This window comes from Myxococcus guangdongensis (assembly GCF_024198255.1).
In the GTDB taxonomy this organism is placed as follows: domain Bacteria; phylum Myxococcota; class Myxococcia; order Myxococcales; family Myxococcaceae; genus Myxococcus; species Myxococcus guangdongensis.
On record NZ_JAJVKW010000001.1, the window covers coordinates 584,988 to 605,026 of the forward strand.

Sequence of the window (20,039 nt, forward strand, 5' to 3'; positions counted from 1 at the left end):
GACTCAGGCGCCCTGACTGAGGTGGTCGAAGAGCCCTTCGGGGTCGATGACGGCCACATCCCGGGGACCGCTCTTGGCGGGGCCTCTCAGGTGGACCTGGACGCCCGCGGACCCCAGGGGCTCGAGCGTGCCCGTCACCGGGGAGACGCCCGCCACATGGGTCGCCGTCAGGGCGAGGGTGCCGCGCGGCAGCCGTACCAGGACGGCCCGCCGCGACGACTGGCTGGCTCCGCCCACCAAGAGGCCCATGTCCACCACCGGGATGACCTCTCCTCGGTGGGCGAACACACCCAGCAGGTGGGCTGGAGCGCCCGGTACCCGCGTGAGCTCGGGGAAGGTGACGACCTCCGCCGCGCTGTCCGCGGGTACCGCGTACCAGCTGCTACCGCAGGCGAAGACGAGATAGGACTGACGCGCTTCCGGCTCGTGGACGGCCATGTGGCGCGAAGCCTACCTCAGCCCCCACTAGCGCTGGAACTCAACCCGGCGGTTCTCGCTCCACGCCTCTTCGGAGGAGGCGTTGTTCACCGGGCGGGTCTCACCGTAACCCACCGTCGTGACGGTGTTGGACTTGATGCCCAGGTCCGTCAGGTAGCGCTTGACGGCCGCCGCGCGGCGGTTGGAGAGCTGGAGGTTGTACTCCTCCGTGCCGCGCTCGTCGGCGTGGCCCGCCAGCGTGAGCTTGCCGCCCGGGCTGGTCTTCAGGCAGTTGGCCAGGTCCGACAGGCGCTGCTGGGCGCTGGAGTCCAGCGAGGACTCGTTGAAGCCGAAACGGATGGGGCTCCAGTCGCACTTGTCCGCGGAGGCCGTCACGCAGCGGCCGGCGCTGCACTCCTGGCCGTCACCGCAGTCCGAGTTGGACGCGCAGGTGTCCGTGGGGACCTGGCAGCGGCCCGCCTGGCACTTGCCACCGGAGGGGCACGCCGAGTCGTCCTTGCACTGGGCCTCGGCGCACTTGCCGGCCTCGCAGATGCGGCCGTCACCGCACTGGTTGTCGACGGTGCACTCGGGCGGCTTGGGGGCGCACTTGTTGCCCTGGCAGGAGAAGCCCTCCTTGCAGTTGGCGTCGGTCGCGCACTCCTGGCACGTGCCCTGGACACAGACCTCGCCCTTCTCGGAGCAGGTCGAGTCGTCCTTGCAGTTGGGGTAGCTGGGGGGGCAGCCGGTCAGCACGGCCATGGCGAGGCCGAGACCCGCCCACAGAGAAATCCGACGCATCATTCCTCCCGAAATCATTGAAACGAAAGAAGCACCCGCATGGGACGGGTATTGGGGTCGCGTGTAGTCTCAGTCGCCGGGGTGAGTCAAAGCTTTTGTCCCTTTCGAGACACCCCGCCCGCGCCCCGAAACCCTTGAATGTCCAAATATTTTCCGTGAGATTGTCCCTGTTCCCCGGGAGCGGCCGCGTGACGTGGTCCCCGGGCCGGGAGCGCCCCGCATGCCCGCATCCGTGCTCATCGTCGATGACGAGAAGAACATCCTGCTGACCCTGAGCCAGTCGTTGCAGCTTGCCGGATATCAGACACATCTGGCGGCCAGCGGGCAGGTGGCGCTCGACGTGGTGAGCGCGCGGCCGGTGGACGCGGTGTTGATGGACGTGAAGATGCCGGACATGGATGGGCTGACGGCGCTGGCCCGGCTCACGGAGCTTCGTCCCGAGCTGCCCGTCATCATGATGTCGGGGCACGGCACCATCGACACGGCGGTGAAGGCGACGCAGCTGGGGGCGCGCGACTTCCTGGAGAAGCCCATCGCGCGGGAGCGGCTGCTGGTCGCGCTGCGCAACGTGCTCAAGCACCAGGCGGCGATGGAGGAGCTGCGCGAGTTGCGCGAGCAGCTGGGGCGCTACGACATGGTGGGCAGCGGGCCGGCCATGCAGCGCATCTTCTCGCTCATCCAGCGCACGGCGCCGTCCGAGGGGCGGGTGCTCATCACCGGAGAGAACGGCACCGGCAAGGAGCTCATCGCCCGGGCGCTGCACCAGAACTCGCGGCGCAAGGCCTCGCCGTTCGTGAAGCTCAACTGCGCGGCGGTGCCGCACGAGCTCATCGAGAGCGAGCTGTTCGGCCACGAGAAGGGCGCCTTCACGGGGGCGGTGAGCGTGCGCCGCGGCAAGTTCGAGCTGGCGCACGAGGGGACGCTGTTCCTCGACGAGATTGGCGACATGCCGCCCGCCATGCAGGCCAAGCTCCTCAGGGTGCTCCAGGAAGGAGAGCTGGAGCGGGTGGGCGGCGCGGAGACGCTCAAGGTGGACGTGCGCGTCATCGCCGCGACGAACAAGAACCTGGAGCAGGAGATTGCCGCCGGGCGCTTCCGCGAGGATTTGTACTACCGCATCAACGTCGTGCAGATTCACTCGCCGCCCCTGCGCGAGCGGCGCGAGGACCTGCCGGACCTCATCGGCACCTTCCTGCGCGAGGCCTGCGCGAAGAACGGCCGGCGCCCGCTGACCTTGTCCCCGGACGCGCTGGCGGTGATGAGCGCCTACGACTACCCCGGCAACGTGCGCGAGCTGCGCAACCTGGTCGAGCGGCTGGCCATCCTGTGCGAGGGTCCTGTCGTCACGCGCACGGACGCGCTGGAGCTCCTGCCCCGAGGACGCGGCGCAGTGCCGCCTCCGGTGGAGCAGGTGGCCGCGCCGGCGCCGTCGGTGGACTCCGCGGTGGTGGCCGCCGCGAGCACGCCCGCGCCCGCGCTGATGGCGCCGCCTCCCCCGTCGGCGCCCGTGGTGGGCTTCCGGCCCCGCGCGGACAAGACCTTCCGCGAGCAGGTGGAGGACGCCGAACGGGAGATCATCCTCTACGTCCTGGCCCATACCCATGACAACGTCACGGAGGCCGCCCGGCTCCTGGACCTGGAGCGCGGTCATTTCTATAAGAAAATGAAGGCATTGGGCCTCCGGCGCGGCCAATCCGAGACGTAATCCCGTGTCGTCATCCGTGTTTCAGCGCCGCCAGGCTGAAACATTTCCAGGCACGGTGTTGTTTCACGCCCCACGCGCGACGCCCTGGGGCAGCGGCCCCGCGGACATGCCCACCAGTTGGGCGATGAACTCGCGCCGGCTGCGGACCTTGGCCTTGGTGAAGATGGCCTTCAGGTGGTCCTGCACGGTCGCCGGGGTGATGACCAGTCGCCGGGAGATGGTGTCCGTGGTGTGCCCCTGGGTCACCAGGATGGCCACATCCTGCTCCCGGGCGGTGAGCCCCAGGCTCATCAGCGCCATGGGCAGCACCTCCGCGGGCGTGGCGGGCGCCACGACAATCGCGACCTGCCCGTCCGGCCGCCCCTCCAGGAGGGAGGCATGCAACGTGAGCCACTGTCCGGCGCGCGTCCTCACCCTGGAACGGGATGGCACGTCCTTGCGCCCCGCCGCGCCCAGGCCCCGGGCATGCTCGGCCACGGTGATGACGCCGGACGGAACGCCCGTGGACGACGGTGACGTCTCCGCGAGCTCCGCCAACACGGCCTCCGCCCTCGGGTCCGCCGACATCAACTGCCCCCGGGGCCCCAGCACCGCGATGCCCGGCAGGGGCTGCCCGTCCCCCTTCGGCACCGTGCCCTGGTACGAGCGCCACAACATCTGCCCGATGTGCGCGGAGAAGCGCTCCATCATCCCCAGCTCGCGCTCCGTGTAAGGCCCCCGGTCCGTCGCCCGGAGGAACGTCGCCGCGCCCCAGCAGCCCGACGACAAGTCGAAGTTGACCCGAAGCTCGTCCCCGAAGCCGAAGGGCGCGATGAGCTCGCGGTAACGCGCGCTCTCGTCGAGCTTCTCCCCCGCCGCCCGCCGCAGCGAGCCCACCCGCTGACCGGACGCCCGCAACCCCGCGAACGTCAACGGCTCCGGCGCCCACAGCTCCAGATACGCCGCCCGCTCGAAGCCTCGCGGGTCCAGGTTCTCCATCACCGTCGACGTCACCAGCCCCGTCGCGGGGTCCGTGCCGTGCCAACAACTCGCATCCACGCCCAAGGGCTCTCGAAGCAAGACATTCAGCCGCGTGAACAGTTCTCCCAAGGGAAGCTCGGCGTCGGACAGCTCACGCAAGGCCCCCAACAACGCTCGCTCCATCCGGGAACGCGTCACCATTCCCTGACTCTATCCAGACTAGACACTAATTCCCCACATTCCTGGGATAGACGCGCCCGGCGGGTCCAACGCACCCTGTCGGCAATCCCTGTCCCTCGTGTGGAGGAACCGTGCGCAATCCCCCCCATGGTCGCGTGACGACTCGCGTCATCGCCCGGAGTGTGGCTTTGGCGCTCTGCGCATCCGTCCCCGCGGAGGTCCGGCCCCTGACAGTCCTTCATCAACAACAACAGCAATACTGCCTGAAGACAGGCAGGGGAAACCCTGGTGGCCATGTCAGCGCCGCGCCTTGCCATGGCCCCGCGCTCGACTGGGAATTCGAAGCGGTGCGGGGAGTCCTCGCCCGCAGGGAGCGCATCCGGGATGGCAGTTTCTGTCTGGGCGCTCGCGGGCGACATCTGGTCTCCGCGCGGTGTGATGACAGCCTGGAGCAGCAATGGGTCGTCACCCCGTTCGAGGTGCCCGGCGCCGCCCCGCCTCCAGGGTTCCGGGGCATCCGCCTGAAGAGCGCCGCGACGGGGGGATGCGTGGAGGGGGCGCCGGAGCCCGTGGGCGGGGCTCGCATCCGCCTGCACCCGGAATGTCTGCCCCAGCCCTCACAGCAATGGAATGTCCATCGCTCGGTGTTCGAGCGGCTCCTCATGCAAACCCCTCCCGAGGCCGCTCGCGCCCCTCAACGACGGCCCCGGGCGTCTGGCGATACCGAGCGCCTCCACTTCTACTCGGACGAGAGCCGCACCCTCCTGGTGGGATGGCGCGACAGGGATTGTCTGGGTGCCCAGACGTCCTGGGGCGTGTCATCCCCCCATGAGACGCGGGTCTCCACCTCCTGCCCGGGCGAGGCAGGAGGCCTGGAGTGACGGCTCAGAGCGGGTCGGCCGTCGCGCAGCTCGGCGAGGCGCTCTCCGCCACCTGGCGCGTCAACGACTTGCGGCTCGCGTCGGTGAACGGGGACACGCCCATCACCAGGCACGTCCGGTAGAGCAGCGCCTTGCTCGCGGGGAAGGCATTGATGGCCGTGCTGAAGTCGTTGTTGAAGTACACCGAGGTGAACGCCGAGCCGTAGAACGGGCTGGAGCCCCAGGCGAACTTCTTGCCCGTCACGCCCGTCGCCGCGTTGAGCCCGCTGTACTGCGCGGACTGGAACGGCCACTCGCCCGCGGAGAAGCCGTCGCTCAGCAGCGCCCGCCCCGTCGCGGCCTTCGTCGAGCCATTGTTGGTGCTGTAGCCGCCGTAGACCAGCCCCGCGTCCTGGCCCAGCTTCAGCTCGAACAGGCCCAGCTCGTACAACACCCCCGTGCCCGAGTGCCGCGCGATGAGCGCGTGGTACTTGCGCGTGGTGCCGATGGGCTCGTTCCACGTCCAGTTCGCCTGGGTGGTCAGCGCGCCCGCCACGGGCGCCTGCGTGGTGAAGTGGTTGCGCGTGTCGCCCCACTGCACGTTGCTCAGCGACGCCTGCGTGTCCGCGTCCGCGAACTCGACGACGCCGTAGGGGCCTCGCATGTCGAACGAGAGCTGTCCCGCCGTCGCCTCACCCAGGTCCAACCGGGTGTCCAGGCGCGGGAAGTCGACGCCCTTCTGGAAGACCCAGCGAAGGGTGAGCGGCACCATGAACTTCTGGTGGGACGCGGCGGCGGCTGGCGTCGCCGCGGTGACGTCCGCCATGGCCGCCCGCGTTCCCCACTTCGGATAGGTCGTCGTGAAGGTGTGGCTGGCGGTGGTGCTCGCCGGCAGGATGGCCGAGTGCGCACCCTGCACCGGGAAGCCATACCCCAGCGGCGAGTCGTCCTCGTCGTGCAGCCCCGCGATGGTGCCGGACGCGCCGTTGTCGAACTGGCGGTACAGCTCGTGCCCCACGAAGTAGCCGAAGCCACGCTCGCCGCCGCCCGTGCCATCCACCGTCACCGTGCGCCAGTCGGCGCCCGCGGCGACCTGGTAGGTCATCTGGACCGCGTACCCGCCGTTGCCCGCGGCGGTCTGCCGCTTCAGCGACAGCGTCCTCGGGCGCCCCTTCGAGTCCGTCCACGTGTAGCGGTCCACGTCGATTCCACCCACCACGGTGGACTCACGCGAGACGCCGTCGCCCTGCTCGAAGGAGGGCACCTCGGGCCCCGCGTCCGGAGTCCCCGCATCCGGCGTCCCCGCGTCACCACCGGCATCCGGGAGGCCCGCGTCCTGGACGCCCGCGTCGTCCTTCGAGTCACTGGAGCCGCAGGCACACAGACACAGCGCCGTCGCCAGGAGCGTCACCTCGAGCCATCGCTGATTCATTCGCATGCGTCGCGGTTATCACGCCTCGCGGGGCGTCGATATCGGTCGGCAGAGACGTGAAGAAATACACACAGCGCCCGAAGGAATCTCGCCCTCGACGTTGCGCGCGGCGCCGGGGCGCCTTCATCCAGACATGCTGAAGGTTTCCGCTCGGGGTCAGCTGACAGCGAACCCCGCCGCGATGCCCTATCCTCGCGAGGGCAACACCCACCGGAGACGGAGTTCCAGGAGGACGCATGCGAGGCATTCTCGGAGGACTGCTGGCGGCGGCGCTGCTGATGGGCTGTGGTGGAAGCGAGGCCGACACGGACACGCCCCCGCCCGAGACCCAGGGCGGAGGAGTCACCGCGTCGGCGCTGTGCACCAGCGCCTACCTCACCAAGTACTACAACAAGACGTACACGGAGGTGCTCGGCACGCTGACGTGTGTCTGTGGCGCGGCGCCCGTCTTCGAGGGCAACCTGACGCCCTACCCCAAGACCTACAACCAGAGCGCCTGTCCCTGAACGAGGCCCGCTCCCGTCCGGGCCTTCCGGACGGGAGTGACTCGACGCCACTCCTGGTGAAGCCAGACATGGCGCGAAACGCACACACACCTGTTGCCCTCGCGGCCTCGACTGACGTGTGATGGCAAGTCGCCCATGACCTCCGCACTGCTCCGAACGCTGACGCTCTGCTGTCTGGTGTCCACGGCCTGTTCCAAGGAGGGTCCCGCCGGCCCGCCCGGTCCACAAGGCCCCCAAGGGCCCGCTGGAGGTCCCATGGGTCCACAGGGGCCTGTCGGCTCCACGGGTCCCACCGGACCACAGGGCCCCGCCGGCGCCACGGGCTCAATCGGTCCACAAGGTCCTGTCGGGGCCACCGGTGCGCAGGGCCTCACGGGTCCGCAGGGTGTCACGGGCCCCACCGGCCCGCAGGGCCTCACGGGGGCGATGGGCCCGACCGGCCCCAAGGGAGAGACGGGCGCCTCCGGGCCTCCAGGCCCCGCGACCCGGACCATGCGCGTCCACGACGCCACGGGCCGCTTCGTCAGCAACGACACCCTCTTCGCGGACGCCCAGGGCCTCGTCTGGTCCGTGGACATCGAGACCGGCAGGTCCAAGCCCGTCTTCCAGGACGTCTCGAGCTACTTCGAGACCAGCGATTGCACGGGCGAGGCATTCCTCGGGGGCACCTTCCCTCCCCGCTACGTCTTCACTCTCGCCGGGGACCCGACCTTCCGCCGACGCCCCGACACCCAGATGCGCGCGCTCCGTCAGTTCAAGTCCTTCTTTTCGGAGGGGCGCTGCCGGACCACCCAGTTCGAGAGCCATGGCCTCCCCCTGTCCAACACCGTGCCGGACAGCCCCGTCTCCCCGCCGACGCACACGGACGGCTTCACGCCGCCCTTCCACTACGAATTCGACTGAAGCCACCCGCTCGGAGCCACCCCGACTCACGGCACTCCGAGCAGCCGCAGTCCCGCCGCACTCGCCGCCGCGGCAATCACCACCCCGATGAAGGGCAAACGCAGGCACGCGAGCACCGCGCCGACGAGCACCCCCGCCGGCCGGGCCCACCCGGCGAAGCCCCCCTGAACCAGCAGCGTCGAGGTGGCCACGAGCGCCGCCAGCATCGCGATGGTCGCCAGCGCCATCCGCTCCTGGACCCGTGCCGACAGCTTCAGCCGCTCGCTCAACAGCGGCCCCGCCACGCGGAAGCCATACGTCCCCAGGGCCAGCACCAGAATCGGCAGCAAGGTCATCGCAGCGCCACTCCCACGGCGAGAATCGACAGAATCACCGGCAGCCCCATGGGCAGCCACGGCGTCAGCACCAACGCGATGAGCGCGCCCACCAGCGCCACCTTGCGCGCCTTCGCCGCACGCTCCCTCGCGCCGGCCTCCGCGTCCTGCTCCCGGGGCGGCAACAACGACGGCAACAGCAGCGCGACCATGCACGCGGGGAACGCCGCGTCGAGCCCCAGCGACTCGGAGCTGCCCACCACGCGCCCCGCCCAGCCGCCCAGCACCACGCCCGTGTTCCACCCCACGAACAACATGCCGCCGCACAGCCAGTAGGCCGCCCGACGCCGCCCCGGCTCTCGCTGCGACAGGGCGAAGGCCACCGACTCGTCCACCATCAGGTGCGCGCCCAACAGCCGCGTGGGCCACCGCTTCCCCAACAGGTCCGCCACCGCCAGCCCGAAGGGCAGATGCCGCGCGTTGAGCAGGAGCCCCGCGAGCACCGCCGCCACCGGACTGCCGCCCGCCGCCACCATCCCCACCACCACGAACTGCGCGCCCCCCGCGAACACCACCACCGACATGAACAGCGCCATCCACACCGACATCCCCGCCGCCACCGCCAGCGCGCCGAACGACACCCCCACCACCCCCGACGCCAGCGCCACCGCCCCCACGTCCCGCACCAACACCCGGTCCACGTTCTCCATGCATCTCAATGTGGACAGAAGCCGCCCGTTCGTCAATAAGAACGACCATGCCGGTAAAACGAACGCCCAAGACGCCTCGTCCGCTGGACGCCATCGCCGTCGCCCTGCGCCGGGAGCGTGAGCGCGCGGACATGTCCCTGTCGGAGCTCGCCCGCCGCGCGGACATCTCCAAGTCCACGCTGTCGCAGCTGGAGTCGGGCGCCGGCAACCCGAGCATCGAGACGCTCTGGGCCCTGGCCGTGGCGCTGGGCGTGCCCTTCAGCCGGCTGGTGGACCCGCCCGCTCGCGAGGTGCGCGTCATCCGCGCCGGCGAGGGCGCCGCCATCCGCTCCGAGCAGGCCCACTTCACCGGCATCATGCTGTCCGCCTGCCCGCCTGGCGCCCGCAGGGACCTCTACGTCATCACCCTGGAGCCCGGCTCCGCCCGCCACGCCCAGGCCCACATCCCCGGCAGCGTCGAGCACCTCATCGTCAGCAAGGGTCGGCTGCGCGCGGGCCCCACGGACAACCCGGTGGAGCTGGCTCCCGGCGACTACGCCACCTTCCCCGGTGACGTGCCCCACCTCTACGAGGCGCTCGCCCCCCACACCGTCGCCGTCATGGTGATGGAACACGTGTAGGCAGGAGAACCCCGCGACTCTGAATCCCTGGAATCTCCGGAGCTGAACCGCCGGGCCAGACATGGGAGACTCCGGTCCGCATGAGTACGGCCCCCATCCTCGGAATCGACTTCGGGACCACCAACACGTCAGCGGCCTTCTTCGACAAGACGGGCAAGCTGCGGCTGGTGCCGGTGACGGACAAGAGCTTCACGCTGCCTTCGGTGGTGTGGTTCCACGCGGCGGACAAGGCCATCGTCGGCCACGCGGCCCGCCGGCAAATCATCGACGACCCCCGGCACACCGTCTTCGGCGCCAAGCGCTTCCTGGGCCGTCGCTACCAGTCCGAGTACGTCACGCAGCACAAGGACAAGTACGCCTTCGAGCTGGTGGAGGCACCGGACGGCTACACCGCGGTGACGATGTACGGGAAGCAGACGTCGCTGACGGACGTCACCCACCTGGTCATCAAGCAGATCCTCACCCTGGCCACGCACGCGGCCGGCGAGCCCTTCAAGGAGTGCGTGCTGACCGTTCCCGCGCACGCGAGCATCCGCCAGCGCGAGGCGGTGCGGCAGGCCGCCGAGATGTGCGGGCTGCAAGTGCGCGCCATCATCAACGAGCCGACGGCGGCGGCGCTCTACTACGCCAACCTGCGCAACCCCGAGCAGACGGTGATGGTGTTCGACCTGGGCGGCGGCACGTTCGACGCCACGCTGCTCGCGGTGCAGAACCGGGTGGTGAAGGTGCTGGCGACGGGCGGCGACGCGTTCCTGGGCGGCGCCAACTTCGACGAGCGCATCGTGGAGCTGCTGGTGGCGGACTTCCAGCGCCAGCACGGGCTGGACCTGCGCGGCAACCAGGTGGTGATGCAGCGGCTGGTCTTCGCCGCCGAGTCCGCGAAGATGGCGCTCAGCACGCGTGAGTCCACGGTGCTCCGGGTGCCCTGCATCGCGCAGAAGGACGGCGGCTTCATCGACTTCGACTACACGCTGACGCGCAAGCAGCTGGAGGAGATGGTGTTCCAGCTCATCGAGCGCAGCGCGTCCGCGTGCGACGACGTGCTCGAGCGCGCCAAGCTCAAGGCGGAGCACATCGACGAGCTGGTGCTGGTGGGCGGCCAGACGCGCATGCCCGTCATCCGGCAGCGCTTCTCCCACTTCAAGCGGCTGTCCTCGGACAAGGAGGTCAACCCGGAGCTGGGCGTGGCGGTGGGCGCGGCCATCCTCGGGCGCAACCTGGCGCGCGGAATCACCGGCCTGTCGGACGTGGTGCCCATGCCCATCGGCATCATGGTGCCCGGCGGCGCCCAGCACGAGGTCATCCCCGCCAACACCCCCGTGCCTGCGACGAAGTCGGTGACGCTGGAGCTGCCCCTCATCCCCGGCCCCATCTCCGTCGCCCTCTTCGAGTCGCTCGACACCACCACCGTGGACCGCGAGCTGCTCGGCACCGTGCGCATCGACTTGGACTGGCGCACCACGCACAAGGGGCCCACCACCCTGGAGCTGCGCATGGGCCAGGACTTCGTCCTCGCCGCCGCCCTCGTCTCGCCCCAGGGCACCCGCCACCCGCTGCCCATTACCGACCTGCGCGCCCCCAAGCGCACGTCGTGAGCGACTCGCTGCCACGGGGGCCCGAGTGGGAAGCAGGCACGCCTGTCTCCCCACCCGGGTCGGGTGACGCGGACTACGTGCAGTTGCCGTTGTAGCCCGGACCGCCGAAGTAGAAGTACCGGCCCCAGCCGCCCGGGTTGTTGCCCTGGATGATGTCGTAGCAATTGCTGTCGTTGCGCCACGCGCCCAGCGCCGTGGGCTCACGATAGACATTGCCCGTGTCCACGTAGAGGATGTTGCGGGTGTACGCGGCGTTGCTCCAGCCCGCGCCCGGGTACGCGCCGCTGCCCATGTCCGTGGACGTGTGGAGGTTGAGGTTGCGGTTGTCGATGATTTCGCCGCCGAAATCGATGACGTCCGCCCGGTCCGCCAGACCCGCCGCGTCGAAGCGCGCACGCGGGTAGTAGCCCACCCAGATGTCCTGGAACTTCAGCCACCAGGCGCCCGTGGTGCCATCCTTGTACCACATGAGCTTGAACTCATATTGGGCGCCGCCGGAGACGCTGTAGTTGTCGAAGCCTCCGCCGATGAAGACGGACGTGTTCGTCTGGACGAACGCGCCGCAGCTCAGGTTGTAGCAACCGCCGCTGCCGTAGTTGTCCGGCGTGAAGTAGATGAACAGGCGCGCGCGGTCATCACCGTAGAGGTCGCGGTAGCGCTGCCAGCCGGCCTCCACCGTCTCCAGCGACGCGCCGGAGCCGCGCACCACCCACATCTGCGACAGGCTGAACTCGCTGCTCAGCTCCGTGTACGGGCTCCACAGGTTGAAGATGGCCTCCGCGCCCATGTTGCCCACGCCCTGGGCGGTGTGCGCGTACTGGTGCAGGTCCGTGGGGCCCGCGCGCAGGGACGGCGTGGGCTGCTGCTCGGAGCGCCGCTTGCCCGTCTCCACCGAGACGTTGCCCGTCAGGTGATTGGGAATCTTGCGCCGGAAGTCGTCCACCGACTCGAAGCGCTTGAGCGTGTCGAGCGTCAGCTTGACGATGGGCACGCTCCCCTCCGGGCACTGCCTGCGCGCGCCCGTGGCGTCCACCTCGTCCGCGCGGCCCTCCAGCGTCGCGGGCTCGGCGCGCCACTTCGTCGCGAGCGAGTCCCCGGGCGCCACCTGCCGCTCCGGACGCGCGATGGGCTCGGTGCCCGGCGCCAGTTGGATGCGGTGGTTCTCCATGCCTGGCTGACGCAGCGCGGGCTGCGCGTACAGCGGCACGCAGTCGATGGCCTCGCCGCCCCGACTGGTGAAGCGATGCACCACGTCCTTCTCGTCGTAGAGCGACTCGGCGTAGGCCTTCATCCGGGCCAGCTCCGTCGTGTCCCGCACGCGCTCCACCAACGCCGTGCTCCCCGTGGCCTCGGGAGCGGCGACCTCGGGCGCCACGGCACCTCCGCACGCCAGCGCGCCCAGCATCACTCCGGACACCGGGCCCAGACGCCAGCCACGCGACGACCTTCGTTGCTCGTTCATGCAATGCCCCTCTTGGTGGGTTGGAATGCCTGGCCTGCTTCACGGCGAGGCATGGAATGAACGCCTGTCTGGGAATCCTTCGGTTCAAAGCGTTCCATGTCGCACGTGCGGATGCGTGGGCGCGCGGGAGGAGCAACGGCAGGGCGGGAAGATTGGCGCGGGGCTGGAGTCCTGGACGCGCCGGAGTGTCAGGGGTTGGACATCCTCCAGGCTGACGCCAGCCCGCACGGGGAGTCCCAGCGAGACTCGAGGCCATGACCTCTCTCAATCCCTTGCATCGTGTCGTGGTGGCGGTGGTCCTGGCGGTGGCGGCGCTCTGGGCCTGTGGTGACGAGCCCCGGGCGACGTCGCGAATAGAGTCCGCCGTGGCCACGGACTCCTCGACGTGCGCCTTCGTCGACAACACGCCTCCCGACGTCGCCCGGCGGCTGGAGGGCACGGTGATGACGGCGCTCGGTCCGGAGAAGAGCCACGAGGAGGAGGGGAAGAGAGTCTCCACCCTCTCCGTCCGCGTGGAGTCTCCCGGCTCTCACACGGCCTCGAGCGCGACGGCCCTCGGAGAGGGAATCATCATCTGCACCGGCACCTGCTCGGGGCAGGCCTGCCCGGCGCCCAGGGGCTGCAAGGCGGACCTGGGTGGCTGCACGCCCCTGTCCTGCGGCCACTGCGACGGGGGCTGCTCCCAGACGACGATCTTCATCCCGTTCGATGGCGGCACGGCGGACGCCGGCACGCCGGATTCGGGGACGCCGAACCTCCAGTAGCCGCGCGCTCGCGCCGCGCGTCGGAAGGGACGGCGCGGCGCGGGTGGCCTCCTCCGCTCAGGCGCCTTCCGCCCGAGCGATGAGCTCCTGGACCATGGGCTCCAGCCAGGCACCGCGCTCGATGATGTTCATGTGCGTGGTGTTCGGCAGCACGGCCAGCTTCGAGCCGGGGATGAGGCGGTACATCTCCGCCGCGTGCTCCAGGCGGGTGAAGTCATTGTCCCCGAGCGCGAGCAGCACGGGGGCGCGGATGCCGTTGAGCTGCGCCGGGCTCCACCCCTTCCACTCCGTCAACAGGGTGTTCAGTCGCGCCAGCACGGACTCGAAGTTGGACGGGTCCGGGTTGTACTTGTCGAAGTTCGCCTTCCACGACAGGAAGTCCGCCTCCGTGGGCAGGAGCGGAATCAGCTCGGGCGAGGGCACGTGCGTCGGATCCCTCTGCATCTTCACCAGCTCGGGCTGCATGCCCTCGAGCGTGTAGGTGACGCTCAGGAGCGTGGCGCTGGCGACGACCTCGGGGTGGTGGACGCACACGCCCGTGGCAATCATCCCGCCCAGGCTGTGGCCCAGCAGGTGGGCCCGCTTCACGCCGAGGTGCGCGAGCACGCCCGCGACGTCCTTCACCATGCGCTCCAGCTGGATGGGCCCCGGCCTGTCTCCCGTGTGGCCATGTCCCTGCATCTCCATGGCGATGACGGGGCGGCTCTTGGCGAAGCGCGGGAGCAGGTCCTTCGTGAAGGCCGTCTCGATGGCCAGCATGCCCCCGGGCAGCAGGACGAGCGGCGCCTTGCCTCCCTCGAGCGGACCTCCGTGGACCTCGAAATAGACCTTCAGGTCGTCGACGGTGGCGTAGCCACCCTGCTGCGGCTTCGTGTTCATGGTGTGTCCCCGGCAAGAGAGTCCAAGACTCGCGACACACGCGGCCCCGGCCCCCAGGATGAAACGGCGGCTGAGCCCCTGCTGTCCCTGGTCCTTCATCGCGAATCCTCCGACGCATTCGACTTCGGGGAGGCGAACGAACGGGCCCTTCGCATTTCGACAGAGCGGTTGTTTTTTCCCGGCTACGCCGCCACCCGCTCCACGCAGGCCGGCACGTCGTTCGTGGGAGAATTGACCACGCGCGCCACCTCGTAGGCATCCAGGCCGTCATCCGCCACCGGCACCAGCAGGGGCAGCAGGACGGAGGACTCCTGGGGCTCTGGGCGCAGCCACACCTCCTGGGCCGGGGGCGGCAGGATGACGGGCATCCGGTCATGGATGGGCGCCATCAACGCGTTGGGGCTGGTGGTGATGATGGTGCAGGTGCGCAGCACCTCGCCGGTGTCCTGCGCCGTCCACTCCTCCCACAGCCCCGCGAGCGCCAGGGGCTTGCCGTCCGCGCGGTGGAAGTAGAAGGGCGTCTTCGGCTTCGTGGACTGCTTCCACTCGAACCAGCCGTCCACCAGCACCAGGCACCGGCGACGCTTGAGCGCGCTGCGGAAGCTGGGCTTCTCCGCCACCGTCTCCCCGCGCGCGTTGATGAGCTTGTTGCCGATGCTCGCGTCCTTCGCCCACGAAGGGATGAGCCCCCAGCGGAAGGCGTCCAGCATCCGCGCTCCGTCATTGGGCACCACGGGCATCAGCTGCGTGGGCGCCAGGTTGAAGCGGGGGCGGTCCACCGCCATGCGAATGCCGGCGAGGCCCAGCTCCACCACGAGCTGATCAGGAGAGGTCCGAACGGTGACACGGCCGCACATGGGTGGGGAGTATCACCTCGTCCGGAGGCGGACCCAAGCGACTCGTGCGTGGCGTCCGCGCCCGGTCGCCGTCCGGCGGTGCGCGCGGGGCTGGGGAATGAACGTTCGTCCTCGAGTCACCAGAAGGGGCGCGTGAGAAGACACGGGCCCGGGGGCTTGAACTACATACGGGTGCCATGAATCGCCTGACCCGCCTGTCCATCTGCGTCGCCGCCTCACTCGTCGCCTGCACCGAGCGCACCGCCACTCCCGCCAGCGGTCCGGCGGACGCGGGGGCCCCTGCCGCCGCCGTGGCGCCCACCCAGCCCGTCGTCCCCGACTCCCCTCCCGTCGCTCCCGGCACGACGGGGAGCGCGGTGGACCTGACCGACGCGGGAACGGGTGACGCCGGGGCCGTCGCGCAGGCCGCGGGCAGCACGGACTGCTCGGCGGCGAAGCTGAAGGCCTCCACGAAGGCCGCGCCGAAGCCGCCCCTGCCTCCGGCGGTGGAGAGCATGCGCACCCGCATCATCGCCGCCGCGCGCGCCTGCGACTACACGGAGCTGGGCAGGCTGGTGGACGAGAAGGGCAAGAGCGTGCGCTTCAGCTTCGGCCCCGACGAGGACGCGGTGACGTTCTGGAAGCAGCAGGAGGCGAAGGGCGAGCCCACCCTCGCGCGCATCGTCCAGGTGCTGGAGCTGCCCTACGCCCAGGAGGGAGACCTCTACTACTGGCCCTCCGTGCACATCACCGGCCTCAAGACGGAGAAGGACGTGAAGATGCTCGCCGGTGTCTACCCGAAGGCCACCCTCGAGAGCATGCGCAAGGAGATGGGCAGCTACCTGGGCCTCCGCGTCGGCATCGACAAGGACGGTGACTGGCAGCTCGCAGTCGCGGGCGACTGAGCACGACGGTCCACCATTCGCCGCCCCGGGCGCGCACTTCGCCGCGCCCCTCTCGCCATTGGCTGCAAAGGCGCCGGAAGCACTCGGGCGCCTCGACATCCTGGGGGCATGAGACGAACCGCTCCGTTACTCGTGCTCCTCGGTCTGGTCCTCGCGTCCTCCGCCCTCGCGGCCGAGGACGCCTCCCGTGCCCACCTGCGGGCCTCGCTAGAGGCCATGGGGGGTGAAGCGAAGCTCCAGGCCCTCTCCGCGCTGCGCATCCAGGGCATCGGCCACTGGAACCTGATGGAGCAGTCCGAGCGCCCTGCCCCGCCGTGGCTCGTCAGCTACGAGCAGGTCGACGAGGTGCGCGACCCGCGACAGCGCCGGCTGCGCATGAAGACCGAGGGCCGTGGCTCCGGAGGGCTCGAGGACTGGCAGGGCGCGACGATGGTGCTGTCCGACGGCGTGGTGATGCTGGAGCGCGGCGGCCAGCGACGCCCCGCGGGAGGCGCACAGCTCCAGGACATGAACGAGCGGCTCGACTTCGCGCCCGAGCGCATCCTCTTCACCGCGCTGGCCGCTCCGGAGCTGCGCGCGCTGGCGGACACCCGCCTGCAGGACGTGCCGCACCACGTGGTGGCGTTCCGCCATGGCCACGCTCGGGTAAAGCTGTACCTCAACGCGAGGACGCGGCTGCCGACGATGGTGGAGACGCAGGACGCGCACCCGTCGGACTTCTTCTGGAGTGTCTGGGGTGACGTGACGACGCGGCTGTTCTTCCAGGCGTGGTCCCTGGAGCCGGGCGGGCTGCGCTATCCGCGCCACTGGGAGTGGGAGCGCAAGGGACAGGCGTACCACAGCTTCACGGTGACGCGGCTGGAGCTGGCGCCGAAGGTCTCCGAGGAGGACTTCGCCATCCCCGAGGACGTGAAGAAGGGCTTCGGCGCGCGCGGCAAGATGACGGTGGAGGACCTGCCGCTGGGCCACCCCGACCGCCCGGCCGTCGAGCTGGCGCCGGGCGTCGTGCACCTGCCTGGTGCGTGGGATGTCACGCTGGTGAAGCAGGACGACGGCCTGGTCATCGTCGAGGCGCCCATCTCCTCGGGCTACTCGGCGCGAATCCTGGAGGAGGCCCAGCGCCGCTTCCCCGGCGTGAAGGTGAAGGCCGTGGTCTCCACGAGCGATGCCTGGCCTCACGTGGGCGGTGTCCGCGAGTACGCCGCGCGCGGCGTCCCGCTCCACGTGCTGGACCTCAACCGGCCGCTCCTGCAGGGCGTGCTCACGGCGCCTCGGACCCTCGCGCCGGACGCGCTCGCCCGCGCGCCTCGGGCCGCCTTGCTCGTCAACGTGGGGCAACGCGTGAAGCTCGGCAGCGGGAAGAACCGGTTGGAGCTGGTCCCCGTGCGCACGGAGACCGGGGAGCGGATGCTCTTCGTCGCGCTACCCGAGCACCGGCTGCTCTACACCAGCGACCTGGTCCAGCCTCGCCCGGATGGGACGTTCTTCAACGTGCAGCAGGTCTCCGAGACGATGGAGGTCATCGCGCGTGAGCGACTGGACGTGGACCGCGTCTTCGGCATGCACCTGAGCGCCACGGAGGTGGCCTCGCTCACGGCGGCGGTGGAGAAGCAGCAGGCCCCGCCGCTCTCCGAGGTGAAGCCCTGAAGTGAGGCACGTGTGAGAGGATGCGGGAGTACGAACGGGGTCGCATCCGCATGAACGACGAGACGCTGTTCACTCATCCCTGGATGGGAGTGCTCGAGCCCAAGGTCCGGGACTTCCTCCGGCAGCGCGGCGTCCTCCAACCGCGCACGGTGCCCATCGACACCGTGCGCGCGGAGCTCGAGGGCCTCGGCTATCACGTCCATGACTCCGTCCGGGCGGTGATGGCGTCCATGGAGGGGCTGCACCTGCGCGGGCTCGACCATCGCCACCTGAAGTTCGACGCGAGCGCCGCGGCGGATGGAATCGACGGTTTCTGCATCCCCGACGTCAAACGGACCCTCTCGGACACCGCGTGTCCCGTGGCCACGAGCGACTTCGCCACCTTCTTCGTGACGGCGGACGGCGGCTGGTGGCTCCTGGATGAGGCGTGGATCCTCTACATCCGGTTGAAGGACTTCAACGACGTCATCCGGCTCGTCTGCTTCGGCGAGCAGACGGTCGGGACACGAGTCCAGTTGGAGGGGGAGCAGATTCCTCCCGCCTATCGACGGGATACCTAGCGCGCCCGTCCGAGCCTGCGCTCCAGTTCCTCGCGTCGACTCCGACTGACGCGCAGGCGCTGGCCGGTGCTCAGCACCACCACCACCTCCGTCGCCGAGTCGTGATGCAGCTCACGGATGCGCTCCACGTTGACGATGACCGAGCGGTGGATGCGCACGAAGCGCTCCGCGTCCAGACGGGATTCCAGTGACGCGAGGCTCTCGCGCAGCACGTGCTCCTTGTCGCCCACGTGCAGCGTGACGCAGTAGTCGTCCGCGCCAATCCAGTCGATGTCCGTCACCGGCACGAGCACCGAGCGCGCCCCCACCTTCACCACCAGCCGGTTCGGGTGTTCATCCTGTCGGGGAGCGTCGCTCTCCATGGGAGTCGAATGCCCCGTGTCCGCGAGCAGGGCCGCGAGCTTTCGCCCCAGCTCCACGGCCTCGCCCTGTCGCAGTCGTTGCCGGGCTCGGCTCAGCGCCTCGTCGAAGCGCTCGTCCGCGAAGGGCTTCACCAGATAGTCCACCGCGTGCATGTCGAAGGCGCGCACGGCGAAGGTGTCGAACGCGGTGATGAAGATGACCGCGGGCATCCGCGACACGCCCACCTCGCGGATGACCCCGAAGCCATCCAGCTCCGGCATCTGCACGTCGAGCAACACCAGCGAGGGCTTCAGCGCGTGGATGGCGTCCACCGCCTCGCGACCATCGCGGCACTCGCCGCACACCGTCACGTCCGGATGCCGCGCCAAGACCTGCCGGAGCCCGCGCCGCGCCAGCGGTTCGTCATCCACCAGGAGGACACTGAGCTCAGCCACGTGCGGCCCCTCGGGAGTCCTCGCGCTGGAAGGGCAGCGACACCGTGGCCACGGTCCCCACGCCCTCCGGCGCCGCCGCCACGCTCACGCGCCCCGCCGCCCCGTAGAGCTGGGACAGCCGCGCCCGGGTGTTGGACAGCCCGATGCCCGGGCTTCGCTCCACATCGAAGCCCACGGGCAAACCCGGCCCGTCGTCCTCCACCTCCAACTCCAGCGCCTCGCCGTGCCGCCGCGCCCGGATGCGCAGCATCCCCGCCGCCGTGCGGGCCGACACCCCGTGCCGGATGGCGTTCTCCACCAACGGCTGCAGCACCAGGTGCGGCACTCGCGCGTCCATCAACGCCTCGTCCACGTCCCAGTCCACGCGCAGCCGGTCCTGGAAGCGCAGCTGCTGTATCTCCAGGTACCGCTCCAGCACCGACAGCTCGTCCCGGAGGGACACCTCCTGCGTCGCGCCCTGCTGGAGCAACCGGCGCAGGATGTCCCCGAGCAACACCAGCATCCTCGCGGCCGTGTCCTTCTCCCCATCCCGCACCAACACGACGATGGCGTTCAGGGTGTTGAACAAGAAGTGCGGATGGAGCTGGACCTGGAGCGCCTGGAGTCGGGCCTCGGCGAGCTCGACGGCGAGCGCCGCGGCCTGACGCTCCCGCGCTCGCTCCCTCCTCCGGGCCGCCAGCGACTGCGCCACCCCCACCGTCGCGACATACGTCATCGCCATCATCGGCAACCAGCCCAGCGCATAGCGCGTCAGCATCGCCCCGAAGGACACGCTTCCCATCCCCGCGCCCAAGGCCCGCTGGCACACCGTGTACACGAGCGCGAACAGCCCGCTCACGCCCAGGCACGCCAGCACGTGCCCCACCCAGGCGCCCGCGCGGAAGGGCCGCCCCAACCGCAGTCGCTCCGCCAGCGCGAACACCAGGGGCGTGACGGGCACCCACACATACCAACCCGGAAGCTGCGTCAGGAACGCGCGCCACGGCTCCATCGGCCGAGGCGACGACAGGCTGAAGAAGTACGTCTCCAGCGCGGACAGCGTCCCCGGTACGGTCCACACCGCGACGAGCCCCAGCGCTCGCCGCCACGTGGAGGCAGCTGTCTCTTCCATCGGCGTCACGGTGCCCCTGAGTGTAGCGGAGTCATCCCGCGCCACCCATGGCCTTCCACGGAGCCAGGAGGCGAC

The 20,039-nt window shown here is 69.8% G+C and carries 21 protein-coding genes; 10 read left to right on the plus strand and 11 right to left on the minus strand.

Features of this window, described 5'->3' with window-relative positions; translation table 11 throughout:
- Window positions 1-3 precede the first annotated feature (3 nt).
- Window positions 4-438 carry a chemotaxis protein CheW gene (locus tag LXT21_RS02365; RefSeq protein ID WP_254036442.1) on the minus strand — a complete coding sequence of 145 codons (435 nt, stop codon included), beginning with the start codon at window positions 436-438 and terminating at the stop codon, window positions 4-6.
- A 27-nt stretch (window positions 439-465) separates the two neighbouring features.
- Entirely contained in the window at window positions 466-1,218 is a 753-nt protein-coding gene (locus LXT21_RS02370) for an OmpA family protein (protein WP_254036443.1), read from the minus strand.
- A gap of 220 nt (window positions 1,219-1,438) precedes the next feature.
- Between LXT21_RS02370 and LXT21_RS02375 the strand changes: the two genes are divergently transcribed.
- Entirely contained in the window at window positions 1,439-2,923 is a 1,485-nt protein-coding gene (locus LXT21_RS02375; protein WP_254036444.1) for a sigma-54-dependent transcriptional regulator, read from the plus strand.
- A 63-nt stretch (window positions 2,924-2,986) separates the two neighbouring features.
- Here the strand turns inward: LXT21_RS02375 and LXT21_RS02380 are convergent, their stop codons facing one another.
- Window positions 2,987-4,084, minus strand: a complete 1,098-nt coding sequence (locus LXT21_RS02380; protein ID WP_254036445.1) for a helix-turn-helix transcriptional regulator — start codon at window positions 4,082-4,084, stop codon at window positions 2,987-2,989.
- Between the two features lie 326 nt (window positions 4,085-4,410).
- On the opposite strand from LXT21_RS02380, the gene LXT21_RS02385 reads away from it, so the two are divergent.
- On the plus strand, window positions 4,411-4,944 hold the full coding sequence (locus LXT21_RS02385) for an RICIN domain-containing protein (RefSeq protein ID WP_254036446.1): 534 nt from the start codon (window positions 4,411-4,413) through the stop codon (window positions 4,942-4,944).
- Between the two features lie 4 nt (window positions 4,945-4,948).
- Here the strand turns inward: LXT21_RS02385 and LXT21_RS02390 are convergent, their stop codons facing one another.
- Window positions 4,949-6,355 (minus strand): hypothetical protein, encoded by a 1,407-nt coding sequence (locus tag LXT21_RS02390; RefSeq protein WP_254036447.1) that lies wholly within the window; start codon window positions 6,353-6,355, stop codon window positions 4,949-4,951.
- A gap of 236 nt (window positions 6,356-6,591) precedes the next feature.
- On the opposite strand from LXT21_RS02390, the gene LXT21_RS02395 reads away from it, so the two are divergent.
- Together LXT21_RS02395 and LXT21_RS02405 are read left to right on the plus strand one after the other, a co-directional pair.
- On the plus strand, window positions 6,592-6,861 hold the full coding sequence (locus LXT21_RS02395) for a hypothetical protein (RefSeq protein WP_254036448.1): 270 nt from the start codon (window positions 6,592-6,594) through the stop codon (window positions 6,859-6,861).
- A gap of 492 nt (window positions 6,862-7,353) precedes the next feature.
- Window positions 7,354-7,764, plus strand: coding sequence for a hypothetical protein (locus LXT21_RS02405; RefSeq protein ID WP_254036936.1), 411 nt, complete (start codon window positions 7,354-7,356; stop codon window positions 7,762-7,764).
- Window positions 7,765-7,790: 26 nt separating this feature from the next.
- Here the strand turns inward: LXT21_RS02405 and LXT21_RS02410 are convergent, their stop codons facing one another.
- Both LXT21_RS02410 and LXT21_RS02415 read right to left on the minus strand, forming a co-directional pair.
- Entirely contained in the window at window positions 7,791-8,099 is a 309-nt protein-coding gene (locus LXT21_RS02410; protein ID WP_254036449.1) for an AzlD domain-containing protein, read from the minus strand.
- Window positions 8,096-8,788 carry an AzlC family ABC transporter permease gene (locus tag LXT21_RS02415; protein WP_254036450.1) on the minus strand — a complete coding sequence of 231 codons (693 nt, stop codon included), beginning with the start codon at window positions 8,786-8,788 and terminating at the stop codon, window positions 8,096-8,098. Before LXT21_RS02415 ends, LXT21_RS02410 begins: the two co-directional genes overlap by 4 nt.
- A gap of 47 nt (window positions 8,789-8,835) precedes the next feature.
- Between LXT21_RS02415 and LXT21_RS02420 the strand changes: the two genes are divergently transcribed.
- Window positions 8,836-9,408: a helix-turn-helix domain-containing protein gene (locus LXT21_RS02420; protein ID WP_254036451.1), complete on the plus strand. Its 573-nt coding sequence runs from the start codon at window positions 8,836-8,838 to the stop codon at window positions 9,406-9,408.
- Window positions 9,409-9,488: 80 nt separating this feature from the next.
- On the plus strand, window positions 9,489-11,003 hold the full coding sequence (locus tag LXT21_RS02425) for an Hsp70 family protein (RefSeq protein WP_254036452.1): 1,515 nt from the start codon (window positions 9,489-9,491) through the stop codon (window positions 11,001-11,003).
- A 73-nt stretch (window positions 11,004-11,076) separates the two neighbouring features.
- On the opposite strand, the gene LXT21_RS02430 is transcribed toward LXT21_RS02425, so the two are convergent.
- Window positions 11,077-12,465, minus strand: a complete 1,389-nt coding sequence (locus LXT21_RS02430) for a neprosin family prolyl endopeptidase (RefSeq protein WP_254036453.1) — start codon at window positions 12,463-12,465, stop codon at window positions 11,077-11,079.
- Window positions 12,466-12,719: 254 nt separating this feature from the next.
- Here LXT21_RS02430 and LXT21_RS02435 point away from each other — a divergent pair, with 254 nt between their 5' ends.
- A complete protein-coding gene (locus LXT21_RS02435; protein WP_254036454.1) occupies window positions 12,720-13,229 on the plus strand; it encodes a hypothetical protein in 510 nt (169 codons plus the stop codon).
- A 57-nt stretch (window positions 13,230-13,286) separates the two neighbouring features.
- On the opposite strand, the gene LXT21_RS02440 is transcribed toward LXT21_RS02435, so the two are convergent.
- Complete coding sequence (locus LXT21_RS02440; protein ID WP_254036455.1) at window positions 13,287-14,108, minus strand: alpha/beta fold hydrolase; 822 nt, start codon at window positions 14,106-14,108, stop codon at window positions 13,287-13,289.
- A 182-nt stretch (window positions 14,109-14,290) separates the two neighbouring features.
- Entirely contained in the window at window positions 14,291-14,965 is a 675-nt protein-coding gene (locus LXT21_RS02445) for an SOS response-associated peptidase (protein ID WP_074955898.1), read from the minus strand.
- Between the two features lie 176 nt (window positions 14,966-15,141).
- Between LXT21_RS02445 and LXT21_RS02450 the strand changes: the two genes are divergently transcribed.
- The 3 genes from LXT21_RS02450 to LXT21_RS02460 all read left to right on the plus strand — a co-directional run bounded on the left by LXT21_RS02450 (window position 15,142) and on the right by LXT21_RS02460 (window position 18,056).
- Complete coding sequence (locus LXT21_RS02450; protein WP_254036456.1) at window positions 15,142-15,849, plus strand: hypothetical protein; 708 nt, start codon at window positions 15,142-15,144, stop codon at window positions 15,847-15,849.
- 216 nt (window positions 15,850-16,065) lie between these two features.
- Window positions 16,066-17,496, plus strand: a complete 1,431-nt coding sequence (locus LXT21_RS02455) for an MBL fold metallo-hydrolase (RefSeq protein ID WP_254036457.1) — start codon at window positions 16,066-16,068, stop codon at window positions 17,494-17,496.
- A 20-nt stretch (window positions 17,497-17,516) separates the two neighbouring features.
- The gene (locus LXT21_RS02460) at window positions 17,517-18,056 is read left to right on the plus strand and encodes a hypothetical protein (protein WP_254036458.1); all 540 of its coding nucleotides are present in this window, start codon (window positions 17,517-17,519) and stop codon (window positions 18,054-18,056) included.
- Here LXT21_RS02460 and LXT21_RS02465 read toward each other — a convergent pair.
- Both LXT21_RS02465 and LXT21_RS02470 read right to left on the minus strand, forming a co-directional pair.
- A complete protein-coding gene (locus tag LXT21_RS02465; RefSeq protein WP_254036459.1) occupies window positions 18,053-18,853 on the minus strand; it encodes a LytR/AlgR family response regulator transcription factor in 801 nt (266 codons plus the stop codon). The two genes, LXT21_RS02460 and LXT21_RS02465, sit on opposite strands and share 4 nt — an antisense overlap.
- Window positions 18,846-19,964, minus strand: a complete 1,119-nt coding sequence (locus tag LXT21_RS02470; protein ID WP_254036460.1) for a sensor histidine kinase — start codon at window positions 19,962-19,964, stop codon at window positions 18,846-18,848. The genes LXT21_RS02465 and LXT21_RS02470 overlap by 8 nt, the downstream gene beginning before the upstream one ends.
- Window positions 19,965-20,039: the final 75 nt, after the last annotated feature.

Coding starts and splice junctions, on each gene's coding strand:
- LXT21_RS02435 (WP_254036454.1), top strand. CDS start 12,720: ATGACCTCTCTCAATCCCTTGCATCGTGTCGTGGTGGCGGTGGTCCTG.
- LXT21_RS02395 (WP_254036448.1), top strand. CDS start 6,592: ATGCGAGGCATTCTCGGAGGACTGCTGGCGGCGGCGCTGCTGATGGGC.
- LXT21_RS02375 (WP_254036444.1), top strand. CDS start 1,439: ATGCCCGCATCCGTGCTCATCGTCGATGACGAGAAGAACATCCTGCTG.
- LXT21_RS02460 (WP_254036458.1), top strand. CDS start 17,517: ATGCGGGAGTACGAACGGGGTCGCATCCGCATGAACGACGAGACGCTG.
- LXT21_RS02415 (WP_254036450.1), bottom strand. CDS start 8,788: ATGGAGAACGTGGACCGGGTGTTGGTGCGGGACGTGGGGGCGGTGGCG.
- LXT21_RS02455 (WP_254036457.1), top strand. CDS start 16,066: ATGGGGGGTGAAGCGAAGCTCCAGGCCCTCTCCGCGCTGCGCATCCAG.
- LXT21_RS02430 (WP_254036453.1), bottom strand. CDS start 12,465: ATGAACGAGCAACGAAGGTCGTCGCGTGGCTGGCGTCTGGGCCCGGTG.
- LXT21_RS02440 (WP_254036455.1), bottom strand. CDS start 14,108: ATGAACACGAAGCCGCAGCAGGGTGGCTACGCCACCGTCGACGACCTG.
- LXT21_RS02405 (WP_254036936.1), top strand. CDS start 7,354: ATGCGCGTCCACGACGCCACGGGCCGCTTCGTCAGCAACGACACCCTC.
- LXT21_RS02390 (WP_254036447.1), bottom strand. CDS start 6,355: ATGAATCAGCGATGGCTCGAGGTGACGCTCCTGGCGACGGCGCTGTGT.
- LXT21_RS02370 (WP_254036443.1), bottom strand. CDS start 1,218: ATGCGTCGGATTTCTCTGTGGGCGGGTCTCGGCCTCGCCATGGCCGTG.
- LXT21_RS02365 (WP_254036442.1), bottom strand. CDS start 438: ATGGCCGTCCACGAGCCGGAAGCGCGTCAGTCCTATCTCGTCTTCGCC.
- LXT21_RS02445 (WP_074955898.1), bottom strand. CDS start 14,965: ATGTGCGGCCGTGTCACCGTTCGGACCTCTCCTGATCAGCTCGTGGTG.
- LXT21_RS02420 (WP_254036451.1), top strand. CDS start 8,836: ATGCCGGTAAAACGAACGCCCAAGACGCCTCGTCCGCTGGACGCCATC.
- LXT21_RS02380 (WP_254036445.1), bottom strand. CDS start 4,084: ATGGTGACGCGTTCCCGGATGGAGCGAGCGTTGTTGGGGGCCTTGCGT.
- LXT21_RS02470 (WP_254036460.1), bottom strand. CDS start 19,964: ATGGAAGAGACAGCTGCCTCCACGTGGCGGCGAGCGCTGGGGCTCGTC.
- LXT21_RS02425 (WP_254036452.1), top strand. CDS start 9,489: ATGAGTACGGCCCCCATCCTCGGAATCGACTTCGGGACCACCAACACG.
- LXT21_RS02450 (WP_254036456.1), top strand. CDS start 15,142: ATGAATCGCCTGACCCGCCTGTCCATCTGCGTCGCCGCCTCACTCGTC.
- LXT21_RS02410 (WP_254036449.1), bottom strand. CDS start 8,099: ATGACCTTGCTGCCGATTCTGGTGCTGGCCCTGGGGACGTATGGCTTC.